The sequence below is a fragment of the Pseudomonas frederiksbergensis genome (assembly GCF_003732665.1).
In the GTDB taxonomy this organism is placed as follows: Bacteria; Pseudomonadota; Gammaproteobacteria; order Pseudomonadales; family Pseudomonadaceae; genus Aquipseudomonas; species Aquipseudomonas frederiksbergensis_G.
In genome coordinates, this window is the sequence record NZ_MOBP01000015.1 from 1 (window position 1) to 18,850 (window position 18,850).

Consider the following 18,850-nt stretch of genomic DNA (forward strand, 5'->3'; position numbering starts at 1 on the left):
GGCGGCCTAAAGCTCCTACGGAGTGGTCCAAAAAAACTGGACCCCAACAGGCTTGCCCGCGAAGGCGTCCGTCCATACACCGTAAATTCCGAATAAAAGAAACCGGCCCTCAAGCCGGTTTTTTTATGACCTCAGGCTGCCTTCGCCGCCAAGGCCTGCCTTGCCACCGCCGCCAATCGCCTGAGCCCTTCATCCAGTCGAGCCGAATCGATGTGGTTGAAGTTCAGCCTCAGATTCAGGGAAAAGCCAGGGGACTGCTGACTGAATTTTATTGGCTGGATTTGTTTGGGCCGTTCTGGCCCCTTCGCGAGCAAGCCCGCTCCCACATTGGAATGCGTTCCCCTGTGGGAGCGGGCTTGCTCGCGAAGGGGCCAGCACAGGCGATATATCTCTATTGCCAAACTTTTCGTCGACAAAAACAAAAACATTATTTGCTTTATTTGTATACAAAAGCATAATCCACTTCGTGCGAGTTCCTGACCAAGCGGTCAACAAATTCGTATCTGCCTCAAAGGGCCGCTGCCACCCTCATGGGTCCGGCCCTGGAAATAAAAATAAAACTCTTGAGGAGTACTCGCTGTGGAAAGCCGCAAATCCGAAGCCCCGACATTGGACCTCTCGCCGCCATTACGTAATGGTCTGCTGGAACGCCTCTTCAAACTCACCTTGCATGGCACCACGGTGAAGACCGAGCTGATTGCCGGTCTGACAACCTTCATCACCATGGCTTACATCATCTTCGTCAACCCGAACATCATGGCCGACGCCGGCATTGATCACGGCGCTGCGTTCGTCGCCACCTGCATCGCCGCCGCGCTCGGCTGCCTGTTGATGGGCCTGTACGCCAACTGGCCGGTCGGTCTGGCGCCGGGCATGGGCCTGAACGCGTTCTTCACCTACACCGTGGTCGGCACCATGGGCTACAACTGGGAAACCGCCCTCGGCGCGGTGTTTGTCTCCGGTGTATTGTTCATGATCCTGACCTTTTCCAAGATTCGCGAATGGCTGCTCAACAGTATTCCCGTGAGCCTGCGCTACGCCATGGGCGCGGGTGTCGGGCTGTTCCTGGGGATCATCGGCCTGAAAACCGCCGGCATCATCGTCGCCAGCCCGGCCACCCTGATCAAGCTCGGCTCCCTGCGCGAACCCGGCCCGCTGCTGGCGGCCATCTGCTTTCTGATGATCGCTGTGCTCAGCTATCACAAGGTGTTCGGCGCGATTCTCATCAGCATCATCACCGTGACCGCCGCCGGCTGGGGCCTGGGCCTCGTTCACTATGAAGGCATCATGTCCGCCCCGCCGAGCCTGGCCCCGACCTGGATGGCCATGAACATCGCCGGCGTGTTCAACGTCAGTATGATCAGCGTGGTGCTGGCGTTCCTATTCGTGCACATGTTTGACACCGCCGGCACCTTGATGGGTGTCGCCCAGCGCGCCAACCTGGTGAACGCTGACGGCCGGATCGAAAACCTCTCCCGCGCGATGAAAGCCGACAGTGCCTCCAGCGTTTTCGGGGCGATGGTCGGTGTCCCTCCAGTCACCAGCTATGTGGAAAGTGCCGCGGGTGTCGCCGCTGGTGGTCGGACTGGTCTTACCGCCGTGACCGTAGGTGTGCTATTTATTGCCGCGATGTTCTTCGCACCGCTGGCTGGCATGATTCCGGCTTACGCCACCGCCGGTGCGCTGATTTATGTGGCGATGCTGATGATGAGCGGCATGGCGCACATCAACTGGGATGAAGCGACCGACAGCATCCCGGCGATTGTCACCGCGATCATGATGCCGCTGACCTTTTCAGTCGCCGACGGCATCGCGCTGGGCTTTATCACTTACGTGGTGCTGAAGGCCGGCACCGGTAAGTACAAGGAAATTTCCATCAGTCTGTGGGTGCTCTGCGCGATCTTCATCGCCAAGTTCATTTTCTTGTAACCCGTCATAGCTTCAAACAGCCTCACCCCGTCGGGTGGGGCTTTTGCACATTAGGAGGAAAGTGATGAGTCTGGAAACCTGGCTGCTGTTCAGCGGCGCTGCGCTGGTGGTGATCCTGATCCCGGGGCCATTGTCTTTGCTGATGATCAGCAACAGTTTGAACTACGGTTTGCGCCGTTCTTACCCGGCCTTTCTCGGTGGGGTGATTGCTTCGATTTGTCTGCTCAGTGCCTCGGCGCTGGGTCTGGGCGCCCTGCTGCTGGCCTCGGAACAGCTGTTCAGCGCGCTGAAGATCGTCGGCGCGCTGTACCTGTTCTACCTCGCCTGGCAGAGCTGGCAGCAATCCCGCCAGCCATCAGTGGGCGCCGAAGTGCCCCAGGCTGCGCCAGTGCCGCGTTTCCGTGCGCTGTTCGGGCGCGCGTTTGTGCTGGGCGCGAGCAATCCGAAAGACATCCTGTTCTTCGCCGCGTTCCTGCCGCAGTTCTTGAGCGCCGAGCAACCGTTCCTGCCGCAGTTGCTGGTGATGATTGCAACCTGGACCGTGCTCGATCTGCTGTGCAAGTTGGCTTATGGGTTGGGTGCCCATGGCGCGGCGCGGTATTTGCGCAGCGGCAAGGGGCAGAGTTGGTTTAACCGGGTCAGTGCCGGGTTGTTTGGTGGTGCGGGTGCGGCGTCGTTGTTGAGCCGCTAAAAGCAAAAGCTTCGCGAGCAAGCCCGCTCCCACAATGGAATGCGTTCCCCTGTGGGAGCGGGCTTGCTCGCGAAGAGGCCCTGACAGGCACCACTTTTTCAAGGGCAAAAAAAAGCCCGCAGTGTGGGCGGGCAAAAGACCAAAGAAGCTTTATGCGCAGGATTCTTGGGGGGAAAGTCCTAGCTTCCTCTGTAGGTCGAATAGCTGTAGGGCGAAATCAGCAACGGCACATGGTAGTGATCCTGTTCTGCAGAGATGCCAAACCGCAGCACCACCACGTCGAGGAACGCAGGTGTAGGCAACTGAACGCCACGGGCGCGGTAGTAATCGCCCGCATGAAACTGAACCTGATAGACCCCGGAACGGTAGTCATCGCCTTGCAGCAACGGTGCATCGACTCGGCCATCGCTGTTGGTGATCGCGCTGGCGACCAATTCCAGTTGCGAACCTTCAACGCGGTACAACTCGACCTTGATCGAGCTGCCCGGGCAACCGTGTGCAGCGTCCAAAACGTGTGTAGTCAAACGTCCCATTGATTCTGCGCGCCTGCCTGCATACAGCAGTCAGGCCTCGCGCCTCCCGAAGTCAGTTGAAAAGGAGACCGCACCGTTTCGGAGCACGAAAAGCTGCGGCGAGCGACTGATTAAGACACTTTTCAAAAATATTGTACACAATAAAAATGACATTTTTATCCCGACCACCGTCATCCGGGGATTCCCGGCGAATCTAACCACGAACCATACGTGCAGCGGACCTTCTATCCATTAGCTGACCAGTCAGGCAGGTTTCTTGCAGTAGCATCCATTCATGACAGTTAATGAAAAATGCAAAAAATCAGGCTTACAAAGTGAATATAAAGTTGTATACAATCAGCCCATCGCTGTGACGCCACACCAGGCGGCCACACAACTCAAGTCAACACGAACAAGAAGGAAGACTGCAGTGAGCGCTGACTACCCACGCGACCTGGTCGGTTACGGCAGTAACCCTCCGCACCCACACTGGCCGGGCAATGCCCGCATCGCCCTGTCCTTCGTGCTCAATTACGAGGAAGGTGGCGAGCGCAATATCCTGCATGGCGATAAAGAATCCGAAGCCTTCCTCTCGGAAATGGTCTCGGCGCAGCCGCTGCAAGGCGCGCGCAACATGAGCATGGAATCCCTTTACGAGTATGGCAGCCGCGCCGGCGTGTGGCGGGTGCTTAAACTGTTCAAGGAATTCGACATCCCGCTGACGATCTTCGCCGTGGCCATGGCCGCCCAGCGCCACCCGGACGTGATCCGCGCCATGGTCGAGGCCGGCCATGAGATCTGCAGCCACGGCTATCGCTGGATCGACTACCAGTACATGGACGAAGCCCAGGAACGCGAGCACATGCTCGAAGCGATCCGCATCCTCACCGAGCTCACCGGCGAACGCCCACTGGGCTGGTACACCGGTCGCACCGGCCCGAACACCCGTCGGCTGGTGATGGAAGAAGGCGGTTTCCTCTACGACTGCGACACCTACGACGACGACCTGCCCTACTGGGAACCGAACAACCCGACCGGCAAGCCGCACCTGGTGATCCCGTACACCCTGGACACCAACGACATGCGCTTCACCCAGGTCCAGGGTTTCAACAAGGGCGACGATTTCTTTGAATACCTCAAGGACGCGTTCGACGTGCTGTACGCCGAAGGTGCCGAAGCGCCGAAGATGTTGTCCATCGGCCTGCACTGCCGCCTGATTGGCCGTCCGGCGCGCCTGGCCTCGCTCAAGCGCTTTATCGAATACGCTAAAAGTCATGAACAGGTGTGGTTCAGCCGTCGCGTCGACATCGCTCGCCACTGGCACGAAACCCACCCGTACCAAGGGGCTGCCCAATGAGCACCTTTCAAACCGTCAAACCATCGACCCTGAGCCGCGAGGCGTTTGTCGCGGCGTTCGCCGACATCTACGAACATTCGCCATGGGTGGCCGAAAAGGCCTTCGACCTGGGCCAGGACGCCTCGATCGACGAGATCGAAACCCTGCACCAGCGCATGAGCGACATCCTGTTGAGTGCCGATCATCAAAGCCAACTGGCCCTGATCAACGCTCACCCGGACCTGGCCGGCAAAGCTGCCGTCCAGGGCGAACTGACCGAAGCCAGCACCAATGAACAGGCTGGCGCCGGTATTCACCAATGCACGGCCGAAGAGTTCCAGCGCTTCACCGAGCTGAACGACGCCTACAAGGCCAAGTTCAAGTTTCCCTTCATCATGGCGGTAAAAGGCAGCAACCGGCATCAGATCCTCGCGGCGTTCGAAACGCGCATTCACAACTCGGCAGATACCGAATTCAAATGCGCGCTGGCGGAGATCAACAAGATCGCCCTGTTCCGATTACTGACCCTATAGCGATCCTGGCCCGAGAAACCTCATGAACGCTTGCGTTTCCCAGGGCCCCGAGAGCATCCCAAGCCAACTAATTAAAGGCAGACAAGAAGAATGAAAGCTTACGCCGTACCTTTCGAGAAGTTCGTCAACCTGGCCGACGCCCGCCTGGGCACCAAAATCATCTCGGTCACCGATGACTGGTTCGCTGATGCCAACCGCCTGTTCCAGCCGACCCCGGCTGTGTGGAAAGAAGGCGTGTTCGATGACAACGGCAAGTGGATGGACGGCTGGGAATCGCGCCGCAAGCGCTTCGAAGGCTATGACAGCGCGGTGATTCGCCTGGGTGTCGCCGGTTCGATCAAAGGCGTGGACATCGACACTTCATTCTTCACCGGCAACTTCCCGCCGTCGGCCTCCCTGGAAGCCTGTTTCCTGGCTGAAGGCGAGCCGACCGAAAATACCCAGTGGGTTGAAGTGCTGTCCGCCGTCGAGCTGCAAGGCAACAGCCACCACTACCACGAAATCAACAACGACCAGGCCTTCAGCCACCTGCGTTTCAACATCTACCCGGATGGCGGCGTAGCGCGTCTGCGTGTGTATGGTGTGCCGCACCGCGACTGGTCGGCGGTGGGCGACAACGAACAGATCGACCTGGCCGCAGCCCTGAACGGTGGCCGCGCCCTCGCCTGCTCCGACGAACACTTCGGTCGCATGAGCAACATTCTCAACCCGGGCCGTGGCGTCAACATGGGCGATGGCTGGGAAACCGCACGTCGTCGCACGCCGGGCAATGACTGGGTGATCGTCGCGCTGGGTCATGCCGGCGAAGTCGAGAAAGTCATCGTCGACACCCTGCACTTCAAGGGCAACTACCCGGACACTTGCTCGATCCAGGGCGCTTTCGTGAAGGGCGGCACCGACAGCCAGATCGAAACCCAATCGCTGTTCTGGCGCGAACTGCTGCCGGCGCAGAAACTGGAAATGCACGCCGAACACACCTTCGCCGAGCAGATCAAAGCCCTGGGCCCGATCACCCACATCCGCCTCAATGTGTTCCCGGATGGTGGTGTGAGTCGCCTGCGCGTGCTCGGCAAAGTGGCTAAATAAGCGGTGAAGCCATTCGCGAGCAAGCCCGCTCCCACAGGGGAATGCATTCCAAATGTGGGAGCGGGCTTGCTCGCGAAGGCGTCAGAACTAACAACACAGAATTCAAGGTAAGAAGACCAGCATGCGCACACTGACGATTGAACCGCTGACCAAAGAAGCCTTCGCCCCTTTCGGTGACGTGATTGAAACCGACGGCAGCGATCACTTCATGATCAACAACGGTTCGACCATGCGCTTTCATAAACTGGCGACGGTGCAAACCGCCACGCCAGAAGACAACGCGATCATCAGCATTTTCCGCGCCGACGCGCAGGACATGCCGCTGACCGTCAGCATGCTGGAGCGTCACCCGCTGGGCAGCCAGGCTTTCATCCCGCTGCTCGGCAACCCCTTTCTGATCGTGGTCGCGCCACTTGGCGATGAACCTGTATCAGGCTTGGTCCGCGCCTTCGTCACCAACGGCAGGCAGGGCATTAATTACCATCGCGGCGTTTGGCACCATCCGGTGCTGACGATCGAAAAGCGGGATGACTTCCTGGTGGTTGATCGCAGTGGCACAGGCAATAACTGCGATGAGCATTTTTTCAAAGAGGATGAGCGGTTGATCCTTGCCCCCCACCAATAAGAGAAGGTCTGATCACTCGACAACAGAGTGACGGGCGAGAGGTAAAGACTGTGGAAGCACATCTGTTGGAATGGCTGAACCTGAGCGTGCGCTGGGTTCACATGATTACTGGCGTGGCCTGGATCGGTGCGTCGTTCTATTTCGTCTGGCTGGAAAACAACCTCAATCGGGTCAACCCGAAAAGCGGTCTGGCGGGCGATCTGTGGGCGATCCACGGCGGCGGTATCTATCACCTGGAAAAATACAAACTGGCTCCACCGACCATGCCGGACAACCTGCACTGGTTCAAATGGGAAGCCTACTTCACCTGGATGTCGGGGATCGCGCTGCTGTGCGTGGTGTTCTACTCCAACCCGACACTCTATCTGCTGGCACCGGGCAGCACCCTGAGCGGTCCTGAAGGTGTGGCCATCGGTATCGGTTCGCTGTTCATCGGCTGGTTCATCTACTCCTTCCTCTGCGACTCGGCCCTGGGCAAACGCCCTGCCCTGCTCGGCGGCATCCTGTTCGTGCTGATCATTGCGGCCGCCTACGGCTTCAGCAAAGTGTTCAGCGGTCGTGGTGCGTACCTGCACGTCGGCGCGATCATCGGCACCATCATGGTCGGCAACGTCTTCCGCATCATCATGCCGGCGCAACGTGCACTGGTGGCGGCGATTGCCGAGAACCGCACGCCGGATCCGGCGCTGCCGGCCAAAGGTTTGCTGCGTTCGCGTCACAACAACTACTTCACCTTGCCGGTGCTGTTCATCATGATCAGCAACCACTTCCCGAGCACCTACGGCAGCCAATACAACTGGCTGATCCTGGCCGGGATCGCGGTGCTGGCGGTGTTGGTGCGTCACTACTTCAACACCCGTCACGACAGCCACAAGTTTGCCTGGACCCTGCCGGTCGCAGCCGTGGGCATGATCAGCCTGGCCTACGTGACTGGCCCGGCGCAGATGCCGAGCGCACCGGAAGTGGCCAAGGCCCCTGGCACTATCGAGTACCAGCCGTTGCCGGAAACCGCCCTCGGTGGTGGCGCCAAACCTGCTGAAGCCAAGCCTGCCGCGCCTGCCACTGCACCGGCGCAAGCGTCGAACCAGGGCCCGGCGTTCGACAAGGTGCACAGCGTGATTCAGGAACGCTGCGCCGTGTGCCATTCGGCCAAACCGACCAGCCCGCTGTTCAGTGCAGCACCGGCCGGCGTGATGTTCGACACCCCGCAACAAATCCAGCAATTGGCCCCGCGGATCCAGGCGCAAGCCGTCGCCAGCCAGATCATGCCACTGGGCAACATCACACAGATGACCCAGCAGGAACGTGACCTGATTGGTGCGTGGATCAACCAGGGAGCCCAGACCAATTAATCGTTAAAAGCTTCGCGGGCAAGCCTCGCTCCTACAAGGTCCACGTTGACCTGTGGGAGCGGGCTTGCTCGCGAAAGCGTCGGGTCAGTCAACAAAGATGTTGAATGTAATGGCCCCTTCGCGAGCAAGCCCGCTTCCACAGGTTTGCCTGCTGCAAAAATCACAAGAATAAAAAAGATCCGAGGTGTTGCATGTCCGAGCTATCCCAAGCGCGCATCCCCGACGCACCCGCCATTCAGCGTTTGCCCCTTTTGCAACTGATCCTGGTCGGTCTGCAACACGTTCTGCTGATGTACGGCGGTGCCATCGCGGTGCCGCTGATCATCGGACAGGCCGCTGGCCTGAGTCGTGAAGAAATCGCCTTCCTGATCAACGCCGACCTGCTGGTGGCCGGCATCGCCACCATCGTGCAATCCCTCGGCATCGGCCCGATGGGCATTCGTATGCCGGTGATGATGGGTGCCAGTTTCGCTGCGGTCGGCAGCATGGTGGCGATGGCCGGCATGCCCGGGATCGGTTTGCAGGGGATCTTCGGTGCGACCATCGCCGCCGGGTTCTTCGGCATGCTTATCGCGCCGTTCATGTCCAAAGTTGTGCGCTTCTTCCCGCCGCTGGTGACCGGCACGGTCATCACCTCGATCGGTTTGTCGCTGTTCCCCGTCGCCGTGAACTGGGCCGGCGGCGGTGCCGGCGCCACGCAATTCGGTTCGCCGATTTACCTGGCCATCGCCGCGCTGGTGCTGGCCACGATTCTGCTGGTCCACCGCTTTATGCGCGGATTCTGGGTCAACATTTCCGTGTTGATCGGCATGTGCCTGGGCTACGCGCTGTGCGGTGTAATCGGCATGGTTGACCTGAGCGGCATGGCCCAGGCGCCGTGGGTGCAGATTGTCACCCCGCTGCACTTCGGCATGCCGAAATTCGAACTCGCGCCGATCCTGTCGATGTGCCTGGTGGTGGTGATCATCTTCGTCGAGTCCACCGGGATGTTTCTCGCCCTGGGCAAGATCACCGGCCAGGAAGTCTGCCCACGGATGCTCCGTCGCGGTCTGCTCTGCGATGCCGGCGCGTCGTTCTTCGCCGGGTTCTTCAACACGTTCACCCACTCCTCCTTCGCGCAGAACATCGGCCTGGTGCAGATGACCGGCGTGCGTTGCCGCTCGGTGACCATCGTCGCCGGTGGCTTGCTGGTGGTTCTGAGCCTGCTGCCGAAAGCGGCGTTCCTGGTGGCTTCGATTCCACCGGCGGTATTGGGCGGTGCGGCGATTGCGATGTTTGGCATGGTTGCGGCCACTGGCATCAAGATCCTGCAAGAAGCCGACATCGGCGACCGCCGCAATCAACTGCTGGTGGCAGTGAGCATTGGCATGGGCCTGATCCCGGTGGTGCGTCCGGAGTTCTTCGCGCACTTGCCGATGTGGATGAGCCCGATCACCCACAGCGGCATCGCCATGGCGACCTTGAGTGCCCTGGCGCTGAACCTGCTGTTCAACATTCTCGGCGGCCGCGAACGCGCAGCCATCAACGACTGCGCGGCCCACCCGCACTAACCGGAAAAACACAGATCCCCCCTTGTGGGAGCGGGCTTGCTCGCGAAAGCGTCGTATCAGTCGACTCATGTGGTTCTGACACACCGCCTTCGCGAGCAAGCCCGCTCCCACACAGGGACGGGTCAGCCACAGCCTGCGCCTCAACAATAAAAACAAGAGGAAGCACCCGATGGTTTTTACCCCCTCAAGCCTGTCGTTTGACGACGGCAGGCCCACTTCCGCCAACCGTGCCCCAAACCTGTCGTCGGTGCGCTGTTGCGGGGCACTTGAGACCTGGCCAAGGAGTCAGTATTCTCCGCGGCCGCCCGAATCTGGTCTAAAAAAAAGCCCGGATTTAATTCCTGACCAGAAAGCCAACTTATCCCGGCACTGGACGGCATCAAGGCATCCCAAAATCTCTCGTAATCGACTGTTTCCGAACAGCCGAGCGGGCGTTTTTTGGCTTTTTGAATGCCTTGGCTCAGCTCTTGCTAACAGCAACAAAGCTGACCGAATGGATGAATTTTTACAGCTGCAAGAAAAGGCGCCACACCAGAGCGCCGACCTAAGAAAAAAAAACGTCGAACCACCTACTTTTTGGGAGCAACCGAATGAAACGTACGTGCACCAGCCTGATGCTCGCGGGAACCTTGCTGGCCGGGGGCCAGGCGATGGCCGGCGACCTGCTGCAATGGCAAAACAACAGTCTGACCTACCTGTATGGCAAGGACTTCAAGGTCAACCCGCACATTCAGCAAACCGTCACTTTCGAGCACGCTGACGCCTGGAAATACGGGGACAACTTCCTCTTCGTCGACAAGATCTTCTACAACGGCGAGAAGGACTTCAACGTCGGCCCGAACACCTACTACGGTGAGTTCAGCCCGCGTATTTCCCTGGGCAAGGTCCTCGACCAGAAGATCGAGTTCGGCCCGATCAAAGACGTCCTGCTGGCGATGACTTACGAGTTCGGTGAAGGCGACGTCGAGTCGTACCTGATCGGCCCGGGTTTCGACCTGGCGATTCCCGGCTTCGACTACTTCCAACTGAACTTCTACCAGCGTCACACTGAAGGCCCGCGCGCCGGTGACAACGTCTGGCAGATCACCCCGGTCTGGTCCTACACCATTCCGGTCGGCGACTCGAACATCCTGATCGACGGCTTCATGGACTGGGTGGTCGACAACGACTCCAATTCCCACGGCGACTACCACGCCAACCTGCACTTCAACCCACAGGTTAAATACGACCTGGGCAAAGCGCTGAATTTTGGCGAGAAGCAGTTGTACGTCGGTGTGGAATACGACTACTGGAAAGACAAGTACGGGATCGACGACACCCGTGCGTTCACCACCAATCAGAACACCACGAGCTTCCTGGTGAAGTTCCACTTCTGATCTTAAAAGCTTCGCGGGCAAGCCTCGCTCCTACGGGTTTTGTGTCGTTCGCCGAATTCGCGAACGACACCACCCTGTAGGAGCGAGGCTTGCCCGCGAATGGCCGCACCGCCCATCTCAAGCCGGAACCACCGGCTCCGCCAACCCCAAAAACCGGCACAACTCATCACGCTTGGCCAACGCATCCCGGCGCCCGAGATCGATCAACTCGCTGCAATACCCCGCCTCGAACAGCAGATAACTCAACACCCCCGCCCCACTCGTCTTGGTCGCTCCCGGCCCGCGCAGGAACAGGCGCAGCGCCGCCGGCAATTCCTGGCGATGCCGTGCGGCAATTTCATCGATCGGCTGGCTTGGGGAAATCACCAGCACGTCCACCGGCGCCACGCCCAAGGCACGGGTCGGTGTGCCATCGGGCATCAAGTGGCTGAACTGGTTCAAACGCTGCAACAGCTCGATATCACTTTCCAGGCTGTCAATGAACGTGCTGTTGAGCATGTGCCCGCCGATCTGCGCCAAGGTCGGCTGCTGGCCGGTGTAGGCCCGTTGCAGCGGTTGCTCCGGGTCAACCCCACGCGGGTTGCCGCTGACGCCCACCACCAGTACCCTGCTCGCGCCCAGGTGCAGCGCCGGGCTAATCGGTGCCGACTGCCGCACTGCGCCATCGCCGAAAAACTCTTCGCCGATTTTTATCGGGGCGAACAACAGCGGAATCGCCGAACTGGCGAGCAAATGTTCAACGGTCAATTGGGTCGGCACGCCGATTCGTCGATGGCGCAACCAGGCGTCGATGGTCCCGCCGCCCTGATAGAAGGTGACGGCCTGGCCGGACTCGTAGCCGAACGCGGTCACCGCAACCGCCTGCAACTGCTTTTGCGCGATGGCTTCGGCGATGCCGTTCATCTGCAGTTTGTCGTTGAGCAACCCGCGCAGCGGCGAACTGTTGAGCAACGCCACCGGCACTTGGGCGCCGATGCCGAGCAGGCTGTGGCTGACAAAACGACTGGCTTGATGGATGACGCCGGGCCAGTCGCTGCGCAGCACCAGATGACTGCGAAAGCCTTGCCAGAACGCAGTCAGGCGCTCGATGGCGCCACGAAAGTCCATCGCCCCGCTGGCCAGGCTGACCGCATTGATCGCCCCGGCCGAGGTGCCGACGATCACCGGAAACGGGTTGTCTGCCCCCGGTGGCAGCAATTCGGCAATCGCCGCCAGCACGCCCACCTGATACGCCGCCCGAGCCCCGCCGCCGGAAAGAATCAACCCTGTAACCGGTTCAGCTGGGCTCATCGCAACACTCCATGGTGCCTAAAGGGGTCGGTGGTTCAACCGCGTTTTGCGTACAACTTGGGCTCGCCCGGCGGGCGGCTCTTGAAGCGGCGATGGGCCCAGAGGTATTGCTCCGGGCAGTCGCGCAAGGCGCCTTCAACCCACTGATTGATGCGAATGCAATCCGCCTCGTCAGTCTCGCCGGGGAAATTCTCCAGTGGCGCATGAATCACCAGCCGATAGCCGCTGCCGTCCGCCAGACGCTCCTGGGTGAACGGCACCACCAGCGCTTTGCCCAACCGGGCAAATTTGCTGGTCGCGGTCACGGTGGCAGCCTGAATCCCGAACAGCGGCACGAAGATGCTTTGCTTGGCGCCATAGTCCTGGTCCGGTGCGTACCAGATCGCCCGGCCGGCGCGCAGCAACTTGAGCATGCCGCGCACGTCGTCGCGCTCCACCGCCAGCGAATCGAGGTTGTGCCGCTCGCGGCCGCGACGCTGGATAAAGTCGAACAACGGATTTTTATGTTCGCGATACATGCCGTCAATCGTGTGCTGCTGCCCCAGCAGCGCCGCGCCGACTTCCAGGGTGGTGAAATGCAGGGCCATCAGGATCACGCCCTTGCCGTCGCGCTGGGCTTTTTTCAGATGCTCCAGGCCTTCGACATGGGCCAATTTGGCCAGGCGCTTGCGCGACCACCACCAACTCATGGCCATTTCGAAGAAGGCGATGCCGGTAGAAGCGAAGTTTTCCTTGAGCAGGCGCTTGCGCTCGGCGGCGGACTTTTCAGGGAAACACAGCTCAAGATTGCGCTTGGCGATGCGCCGTCGGTCGCCGGCCACCCGGTACATCAAGGCACCCAAAAGGCGACCGATGGACAACAACGCCGGATACGGCAACTGGACGATCAGCCACAACAGCCCCAGCCCACACCACAGCGGCCAGAAACGCGGAGAAAGAAATGCTGTACGAAAACGCGGGCGATCCATTAAAGGTTCCGGAAAGACAATGGCCGCGCATTCTACATCGTTCGACCCGGCTTGCGGCCTGCGGGCGTTATCGTTATAAGTCTCGGCACTTTTAGTGACAAGCCGTTGTATGCCGACCATGAGCCAAACCGAACCGCTAGACCAAGATCCCGTGTTCCAGTTGAAGGGCAGCATGCTCGCCATTACGGTGCTGGAGCTGGCCCGAAACGACCTCGAGAGCCTCGATCGGCAACTGGCCGCCAAGGTCGCCCAGGCGCCGAATTTCTTCAGCAATGCGCCGCTGGTGCTGGCCCTGGACAAACTCCCGGCCAGCGAAGGCGCGGTCGATCTGCCCGGCCTGATGCGCGTGTGCCGCTCCCACGGCCTGCGCACCCTGGCGATCCGCGCCAGCCGCATCGAAGACATCGCCGCCGCCATTGCCGTCGACCTGCCAGTACTGCCGCCGTCCGGCGCCCGTGAGCGTCCGTTGGACCCGAACGAAGGCGTGGTGGTGAAAAAACCGGAAAAACCACCGGAGCCGACCATCAAACCGACGAAAATCATCACGTCGCCAGTACGTGGTGGCCAACAGATCTATGCCCAAGGTGGCGATCTGGTAGTGATTTCCTCGGTCAGCCCGGGGGCGGAACTTCTCGCCGATGGGAACATCCATGTATACGGCCCTATGCGCGGTCGTGCACTGGCCGGGGTCAAGGGTGACTGGAAAGCACGGATTTTCTGTCAGCAAATGAGCGCTGAACTGCTGTCCATCGCCGGCCACTACAAGGTGTCCGAAGATCTGCGCCGCGATCCGTTGTGGGGCTCGGGCGTACAAGTCAGCCTGTCGGGCGACGTGTTGAACATCATTCGGCTTTAACGGATACTGCCGCATTTTCCAAGCATCTCTAAAACGTAGCGAAAACGGCTCAAACGAAGTAGGAAAAAGGCCAAAAGCAGTGTTTACCGCAGGTAGATACCGCCAAGGACCGGATTCCAGCCAAGGCTGTCCGACTGCAGTAGTTTTTCAAGAGATGTTTTTCAGGGGCTAAAAGTCCTTTTTCCTTAGGGGTGAAACACCTTGGCCAAGATTCTCGTGGTTACATCCGGCAAGGGTGGTGTGGGTAAGACCACCACCAGCGCCGCTATCGGTACAGGCCTCGCTCTGCGCGGCCACAAAACAGTCATCGTCGACTTCGACGTCGGTTTGCGTAACCTCGACCTGATCATGGGTTGCGAGCGCCGCGTGGTGTATGACTTCGTCAACGTGGTCAACGGCGAAGCCAACCTGCAACAAGCCCTGATCAAAGACAAACGCCTGGAAAACCTCTACGTACTGGCCGCCAGTCAGACCCGCGACAAAGACGCGCTGACCGTCGAAGGCGTGGAAAAAGTCCTGATGGCGTTGAAAGAAGACTTCGAATTCGTGGTCTGCGATTCCCCGGCCGGCATCGAGAAAGGTGCTCACCTGGCCATGTACTTCGCTGATGAAGCGATCATCGTGACCAACCCGGAAGTGTCCTCGGTACGTGACTCGGACCGCATGCTCGGCCTCCTGGCCAGCAAGTCCCGTCGCGCCGAACGTGGCGAAGATCCGATCAAGGAACATTTGCTGCTGACCCGCTACAACCCGCAACGCGTGAGCGACGGCGAAATGCTTGGCGTCGAAGACGTGAAGGAAATCCTGGCCGTGACACTGCTGGGTGTCATTCCGGAATCCCAAGCCGTACTGAAAGCCTCCAACTCGGGCGTGCCCGTGATCCTCGACGACCAGAGCGACGCCGGCCAGGCGTACGGCGATGCCGTCGATCGCCTCCTTGGCAAAGAAAAGGAACATCGTTTTCTCGATGTGACGAAGAAGGGCTTCTTCGAGCGCCTGTTTGGAGGTAAATAATGAATCTTTTTGACTTCTTTCGTGCCAGCAAAAAGGTCAGCACCGCGTCGGTAGCGAAAGAGCGTCTACAGATCATCGTGGCGCATGAACGCGGCCAGCGCAGTACCCCGGACTACCTGCCAGCCTTGCAGAAGGAACTGGTGGAAGTGATCCGCAAGTACGTCAATATCGGGTCCGATGACGTGCACGTCGCCCTGGAAAACCAGGGTAGCTGCTCGATTCTGGAACTCAATATCACCCTTCCGGATCGCTAGTCGATCCAGCGGGAGCCACGGCGGCTCAGACCTGCGCTCCGTGTAGGAGCGAAGCTTGCTCGCGAACCCCGGCAACTCGGTGTATTTGACACACCGAGTTGATGCGATTCGCGGGCAAGCCTCGCTCCTACACAGGTGTGCAGGGTTCTGAGCCGCCGTTGGCGTTTGTTACGAGGCTGTTTTAATGCCGTTGTCCAACGTCCACATCATCCATCAAGACGACGCCGTCCTGGTGGTGAACAAACCGACCCTGTTGCTCTCCGTCCCCGGCCGGGCCGATGACAACAAGGACTGCCTGATTACCCGTTTGCAAGAAAACGGCTACCCGGAAGCGCGGATCGTCCATCGCCTGGACTGGGAAACCTCCGGCATCATCCTGCTGGCCCGTGACCCGGATACCCATCGCGAACTGTCGAGGCAATTTCACGACCGCGAAACCGAAAAGGCCTACACCGCCCTGTGCTGGGGTCAGCCGGAACTGGACAGTGGCAGCATCGATCTGCCCCTGCGCTACGATCCGCCGACCAAGCCTCGCCATGTGGTGGACCACGAATTCGGCAAGAACGCCCTGACCTTCTGGCGTGTGCTGGAACGTTGCGGCGACTGGTGCCGTGTCGAGCTGACGCCGATCACCGGCCGCTCCCATCAGCTACGCGTGCATATGCTGTCCATCGGCCACCCGTTGCTGGGTGACGGGCTCTACGCCCACGAACAAGCCCTCACTGCCTGGCCACGTTTGTGCCTGCACGCCAGTATGCTCAGCTTCACCCATCCTCAAACCGGCGAACGCTTGCGTTTCGAATGCCCGGCCCCGTTTTAAGCGCTGCTTGACAAGCAGTTGCCCGCTTTAAAAGGACCCCCATCCGGATGAGTTTTACCGATTTTCTGGAAACACCCGTTAAAAAAACCCGCAACCAACTGCTTTACCTGATTTACGGCAACCAGGACGTTTACCGGCGCGAAGCCAAGTTCAGCATCTTGACCGCGCTGTCCCATGTAAAAAATGCGAAGTTCCCACGCATCAGAATCCTCACGGATCGCCCTCAGGATTACGCCGGCTGGCCGGTTGAAACCGTGTTTCTGAGCCAGGAAATCCTGACACAGTGGCAGGGCGAAAACGGCTATCACCACCGGCGCAAGGCCTGCGCCATTGCCGCCGGCCTGACACTTGCTGAAAAAACCCTGTTCGTCGATACCGACACGTTGTTCACCAGCGACCCGAACCGGGCCTTCAGCAAGATCGAGCCCGGCCAATACCTGATGGATCGCTTCGAGTACGACTGGCATTACGTCTGTGAGCGCCCCGAATACTTGAAACTCGGTACGTGCCTGCAAGCTCATGGCGTCAACGCGGACAACGGTTTCAAGTTGTACAACAGCGGACTGTGCGGCGTGACTCACCACGACGGCGCTCTGCTGGACGAATCCATCCAGTTGATCGACGAATGGACCCGGGACGGTTTCGACATCCACACCATCGAGCAAATTGCGTTGTCGTTCGCGATGCGCGACAAACCCGTGGGTGAGGCGAAAAAGTACATCTATCACTACTTCGCGGAAAAACGCTTCTTCCATGCGATGGTTGCCTATTTCTTCTCCCGACATGGCGAACAGTTCAGCCTCGATCTGGTTGAGCTTTGCCGTGATGTGCCGCGGGTCAAACCGTTCCCATCGGCCTGGCAGCGATTGAAAATCAAATGGAAGTTGCGCCACCAGAACGGCGCGCTGCGCAAGGTCGGTCGCGACTTGCTGTATGGCAGTGCCGCACCTGAGGGGCCGTATTACGGGGCTTGCCGCCATGAATGGTGGGAATGCGCCTCGCGGGAGATTTTGCGCTGGGACGAAAGCCGTCAGAAAAAGCTGCTGAGCACTCGCAGTCTCTGGCCGGAACAACTGCCCAAACCGGAAAAACCCGAAGATGAACGGGTGATCATGCAATACCTGAAAAAACGGGTCGAGGCTGCCGGCTGACGCCGGTGACACATGTGATGCCCAAAGCCCCAGGCCAATACGTTAAACTGCCGCCCATTGCTGTCTGGAGTTTCTTATGCGCGAAGAGTTGAACCAAGGCCTGATCGACTTTCTCAAGGCCTCCCCTACCCCGTTTCATGCCACTGCCAGCCTTGTTCAGCGACTGGAAGCGGCAGGTTTTTCGCGTCTTGATGAGCGTGAGCCGTGGGCCGTCGAAACCAACGGTCGTTACTACGTCACCCGTAACGACTCCTCGATTGTCGCGTTCAAGATGGGCCGCCATTCGCCCCTGCACGGCGGCATCCGCCTGGTCGGCGCCCACACCGACAGCCCATGCCTGCGGGTCAAGCCGCAGCCGGAGCTGCAACGCCAGGGTTTCTGGCAACTGGGCGTCGAAGTCTATGGCGGCGCGCTGCTGGCGCCGTGGTTCGACCGTGACCTGTCCCTGGCCGGCCGCGTGACCTTCCGCCGTGATGGCAAGGTCGAGAGCCAGTTGATCGACTTCAAGGCACCGATCGCCACCATCCCCAACCTGGCCATTCACCTCAACCGTGAAGCCAACATGGGTTGGGCGATCAATGCGCAAACCGAATTACCGCCGATCCTCGCGCAATTCGCCGGTGACGAGCGCGTGGATTTCCGTGCGGTGCTCACCGATCAACTCGCCCGGGAACACGGCCTCAACGCCGACGTGGTGCTCGACTACGAGCTGAGTTTCTATGACACCCAAAGCGCAGCGGTCATCGGCCTGCATGGCGACTTCATTGCCGGTGCGCGCCTGGACAACCTGCTGTCGTGCTACGCCGGCCTGCAAGCGTTGCTGACCACTGAAACCGACGAAACCTGCGTACTGGTCTGCAATGACCACGAAGAAGTCGGTTCCTGCTCGGCCTGCGGCGCCGATGGCCCGATGCTGGAGCAGACCCTGCGTCGCCTGCTGCCTGAAGGGGATGAATTCGTCCGCACGATTCAGAAATCCCTGCTGGTCTCGGCGGACAACGCCCACGGCGTGCATCCCAACTACGCGGAAAAACACGACGCCAACCACGGCCCGAAACTCAACGCCGGCCCGGTGATCAAGGTCAACAGCAACCAGCGCTACGCCACTAACAGCGAAACCGCCGGGTTCTTCCGCCATCTGTGCATGGCCGAAGAAGTCCCGGTGCAGAGCTTCGTGGTACGCAGCGACATGGGCTGTGGCTCGACCATCGGCCCGATCACCGCCAGCCACCTGGGCGTGCGCACCGTGGACATCGGCCTGCCGACGTTCGCCATGCACTCGATCCGTGAACTGTGCGGCAGCCACGACCTGGCGCACCTGGTCAAAGTGCTGGGCGCGTTCTACGCGTGCCGCGAGTTGCCGTAGACGCTGCACCCCTGTAGGAGCAAGGCTTGCCCGCGATGGCGTCAATGAGATCGCCATCGCGGGCAAGCCTTGCTCCTACAGGTGTTTACCACCGGTCGCCAAAAGCCACCTAGACTTAAGTTATCCCCTACGACAAGGCTG

At 59.7% G+C, this 18,850-nt stretch carries 18 protein-coding genes and 1 pseudogene; 16 read left to right on the forward strand and 3 right to left on the reverse strand.

All coding sequences use genetic code 11. From position 1 onward, the window contains the following. From BK665_RS34645 to BK665_RS23610, 3 genes and pseudogenes are all read left to right on the forward strand, one after another. A pseudogene (locus tag BK665_RS34645) lies at positions 1-458 on the forward strand (hypothetical protein); the annotation flags it as partial. Positions 459-579: 121 nt separating this feature from the next. Then, positions 580-1,929, forward strand: a complete 1,350-nt coding sequence (locus tag BK665_RS23605) for an NCS2 family permease (protein ID WP_123409017.1) — start codon at positions 580-582, stop codon at positions 1,927-1,929. A gap of 64 nt (positions 1,930-1,993) precedes the next feature. Continuing rightward, entirely contained in the window at positions 1,994-2,620 is a 627-nt protein-coding gene (locus BK665_RS23610) for a LysE family translocator (RefSeq protein WP_077430609.1), read from the forward strand. Positions 2,621-2,799: 179 nt separating this feature from the next. On the opposite strand, the gene uraH is transcribed toward BK665_RS23610, so the two are convergent. After that, positions 2,800-3,153: a hydroxyisourate hydrolase gene (gene uraH, locus BK665_RS23620; RefSeq protein WP_123409019.1), complete on the reverse strand. Its 354-nt coding sequence runs from the start codon at positions 3,151-3,153 to the stop codon at positions 2,800-2,802. Between the two features lie 409 nt (positions 3,154-3,562). Between uraH and puuE the strand changes: the two genes are divergently transcribed. The 7 genes from puuE to BK665_RS23660 all read left to right on the forward strand — a co-directional run bounded on the left by puuE (position 3,563) and on the right by BK665_RS23660 (position 10,990). Then, on the forward strand, positions 3,563-4,489 hold the full coding sequence (puuE, locus tag BK665_RS23625) for an allantoinase PuuE (protein ID WP_123409020.1): 927 nt from the start codon (positions 3,563-3,565) through the stop codon (positions 4,487-4,489). Then, the gene (uraD, locus tag BK665_RS23630) at positions 4,486-5,001 is read left to right on the forward strand and encodes a 2-oxo-4-hydroxy-4-carboxy-5-ureidoimidazoline decarboxylase (protein WP_123409021.1); all 516 of its coding nucleotides are present in this window, start codon (positions 4,486-4,488) and stop codon (positions 4,999-5,001) included. The genes puuE and uraD overlap by 4 nt, the downstream gene beginning before the upstream one ends. Before the next feature lie 90 nt (positions 5,002-5,091). Continuing rightward, entirely contained in the window at positions 5,092-6,087 is a 996-nt protein-coding gene (gene alc, locus BK665_RS23635; protein WP_123409022.1) for an allantoicase, read from the forward strand. Between the two features lie 121 nt (positions 6,088-6,208). Continuing rightward, entirely contained in the window at positions 6,209-6,712 is a 504-nt protein-coding gene (locus BK665_RS23640; RefSeq protein WP_010456681.1) for an ureidoglycolate lyase, read from the forward strand. Positions 6,713-6,762: 50 nt separating this feature from the next. Further along, on the forward strand, positions 6,763-8,064 hold the full coding sequence (locus BK665_RS23645; protein WP_123409023.1) for a urate hydroxylase PuuD: 1,302 nt from the start codon (positions 6,763-6,765) through the stop codon (positions 8,062-8,064). Positions 8,065-8,255: 191 nt separating this feature from the next. Beyond that, positions 8,256-9,614, forward strand: coding sequence for a nucleobase:cation symporter-2 family protein (locus BK665_RS23650; RefSeq protein WP_123409024.1), 1,359 nt, complete (start codon positions 8,256-8,258; stop codon positions 9,612-9,614). Between the two features lie 590 nt (positions 9,615-10,204). Then, positions 10,205-10,990, forward strand: a complete 786-nt coding sequence (locus BK665_RS23660; protein WP_123409026.1) for an outer membrane protein OmpK — start codon at positions 10,205-10,207, stop codon at positions 10,988-10,990. 117 nt (positions 10,991-11,107) lie between these two features. Here the strand turns inward: BK665_RS23660 and BK665_RS23665 are convergent, their stop codons facing one another. Both BK665_RS23665 and BK665_RS23670 read right to left on the reverse strand, forming a co-directional pair. Further along, positions 11,108-12,280: a patatin-like phospholipase family protein gene (locus tag BK665_RS23665; protein ID WP_123409027.1), complete on the reverse strand. Its 1,173-nt coding sequence runs from the start codon at positions 12,278-12,280 to the stop codon at positions 11,108-11,110. A 35-nt stretch (positions 12,281-12,315) separates the two neighbouring features. Continuing rightward, the gene (locus tag BK665_RS23670; RefSeq protein ID WP_123409028.1) at positions 12,316-13,248 is read right to left on the reverse strand and encodes a lipid A biosynthesis lauroyl acyltransferase; all 933 of its coding nucleotides are present in this window, start codon (positions 13,246-13,248) and stop codon (positions 12,316-12,318) included. A gap of 118 nt (positions 13,249-13,366) precedes the next feature. Between BK665_RS23670 and minC the strand changes: the two genes are divergently transcribed. The 6 genes from minC (at position 13,367) to BK665_RS23700 (ending at position 18,709) form a co-directional block, all read left to right on the forward strand. Further along, positions 13,367-14,104: a septum site-determining protein MinC gene (minC, locus tag BK665_RS23675; RefSeq protein ID WP_123409240.1), complete on the forward strand. Its 738-nt coding sequence runs from the start codon at positions 13,367-13,369 to the stop codon at positions 14,102-14,104. Positions 14,105-14,305: 201 nt separating this feature from the next. Beyond that, the gene (gene minD, locus BK665_RS23680) at positions 14,306-15,118 is read left to right on the forward strand and encodes a septum site-determining protein MinD (protein WP_123409029.1); all 813 of its coding nucleotides are present in this window, start codon (positions 14,306-14,308) and stop codon (positions 15,116-15,118) included. Further along, positions 15,118-15,372, forward strand: a complete 255-nt coding sequence (gene minE, locus BK665_RS23685) for a cell division topological specificity factor MinE (RefSeq protein WP_007898843.1) — start codon at positions 15,118-15,120, stop codon at positions 15,370-15,372. Before minD ends, minE begins: the two co-directional genes overlap by 1 nt. A gap of 184 nt (positions 15,373-15,556) precedes the next feature. Further along, complete coding sequence (locus BK665_RS23690) at positions 15,557-16,192, forward strand: RluA family pseudouridine synthase (RefSeq protein ID WP_123409030.1); 636 nt, start codon at positions 15,557-15,559, stop codon at positions 16,190-16,192. 47 nt (positions 16,193-16,239) lie between these two features. Continuing rightward, entirely contained in the window at positions 16,240-17,343 is a 1,104-nt protein-coding gene (locus BK665_RS23695; RefSeq protein ID WP_123409031.1) for a hypothetical protein, read from the forward strand. 76 nt (positions 17,344-17,419) lie between these two features. After that, positions 17,420-18,709 carry a M18 family aminopeptidase gene (locus BK665_RS23700; protein WP_123409032.1) on the forward strand — a complete coding sequence of 430 codons (1,290 nt, stop codon included), beginning with the start codon at positions 17,420-17,422 and terminating at the stop codon, positions 18,707-18,709. The last annotated feature ends 141 nt before the right edge of the window (positions 18,710-18,850 follow it).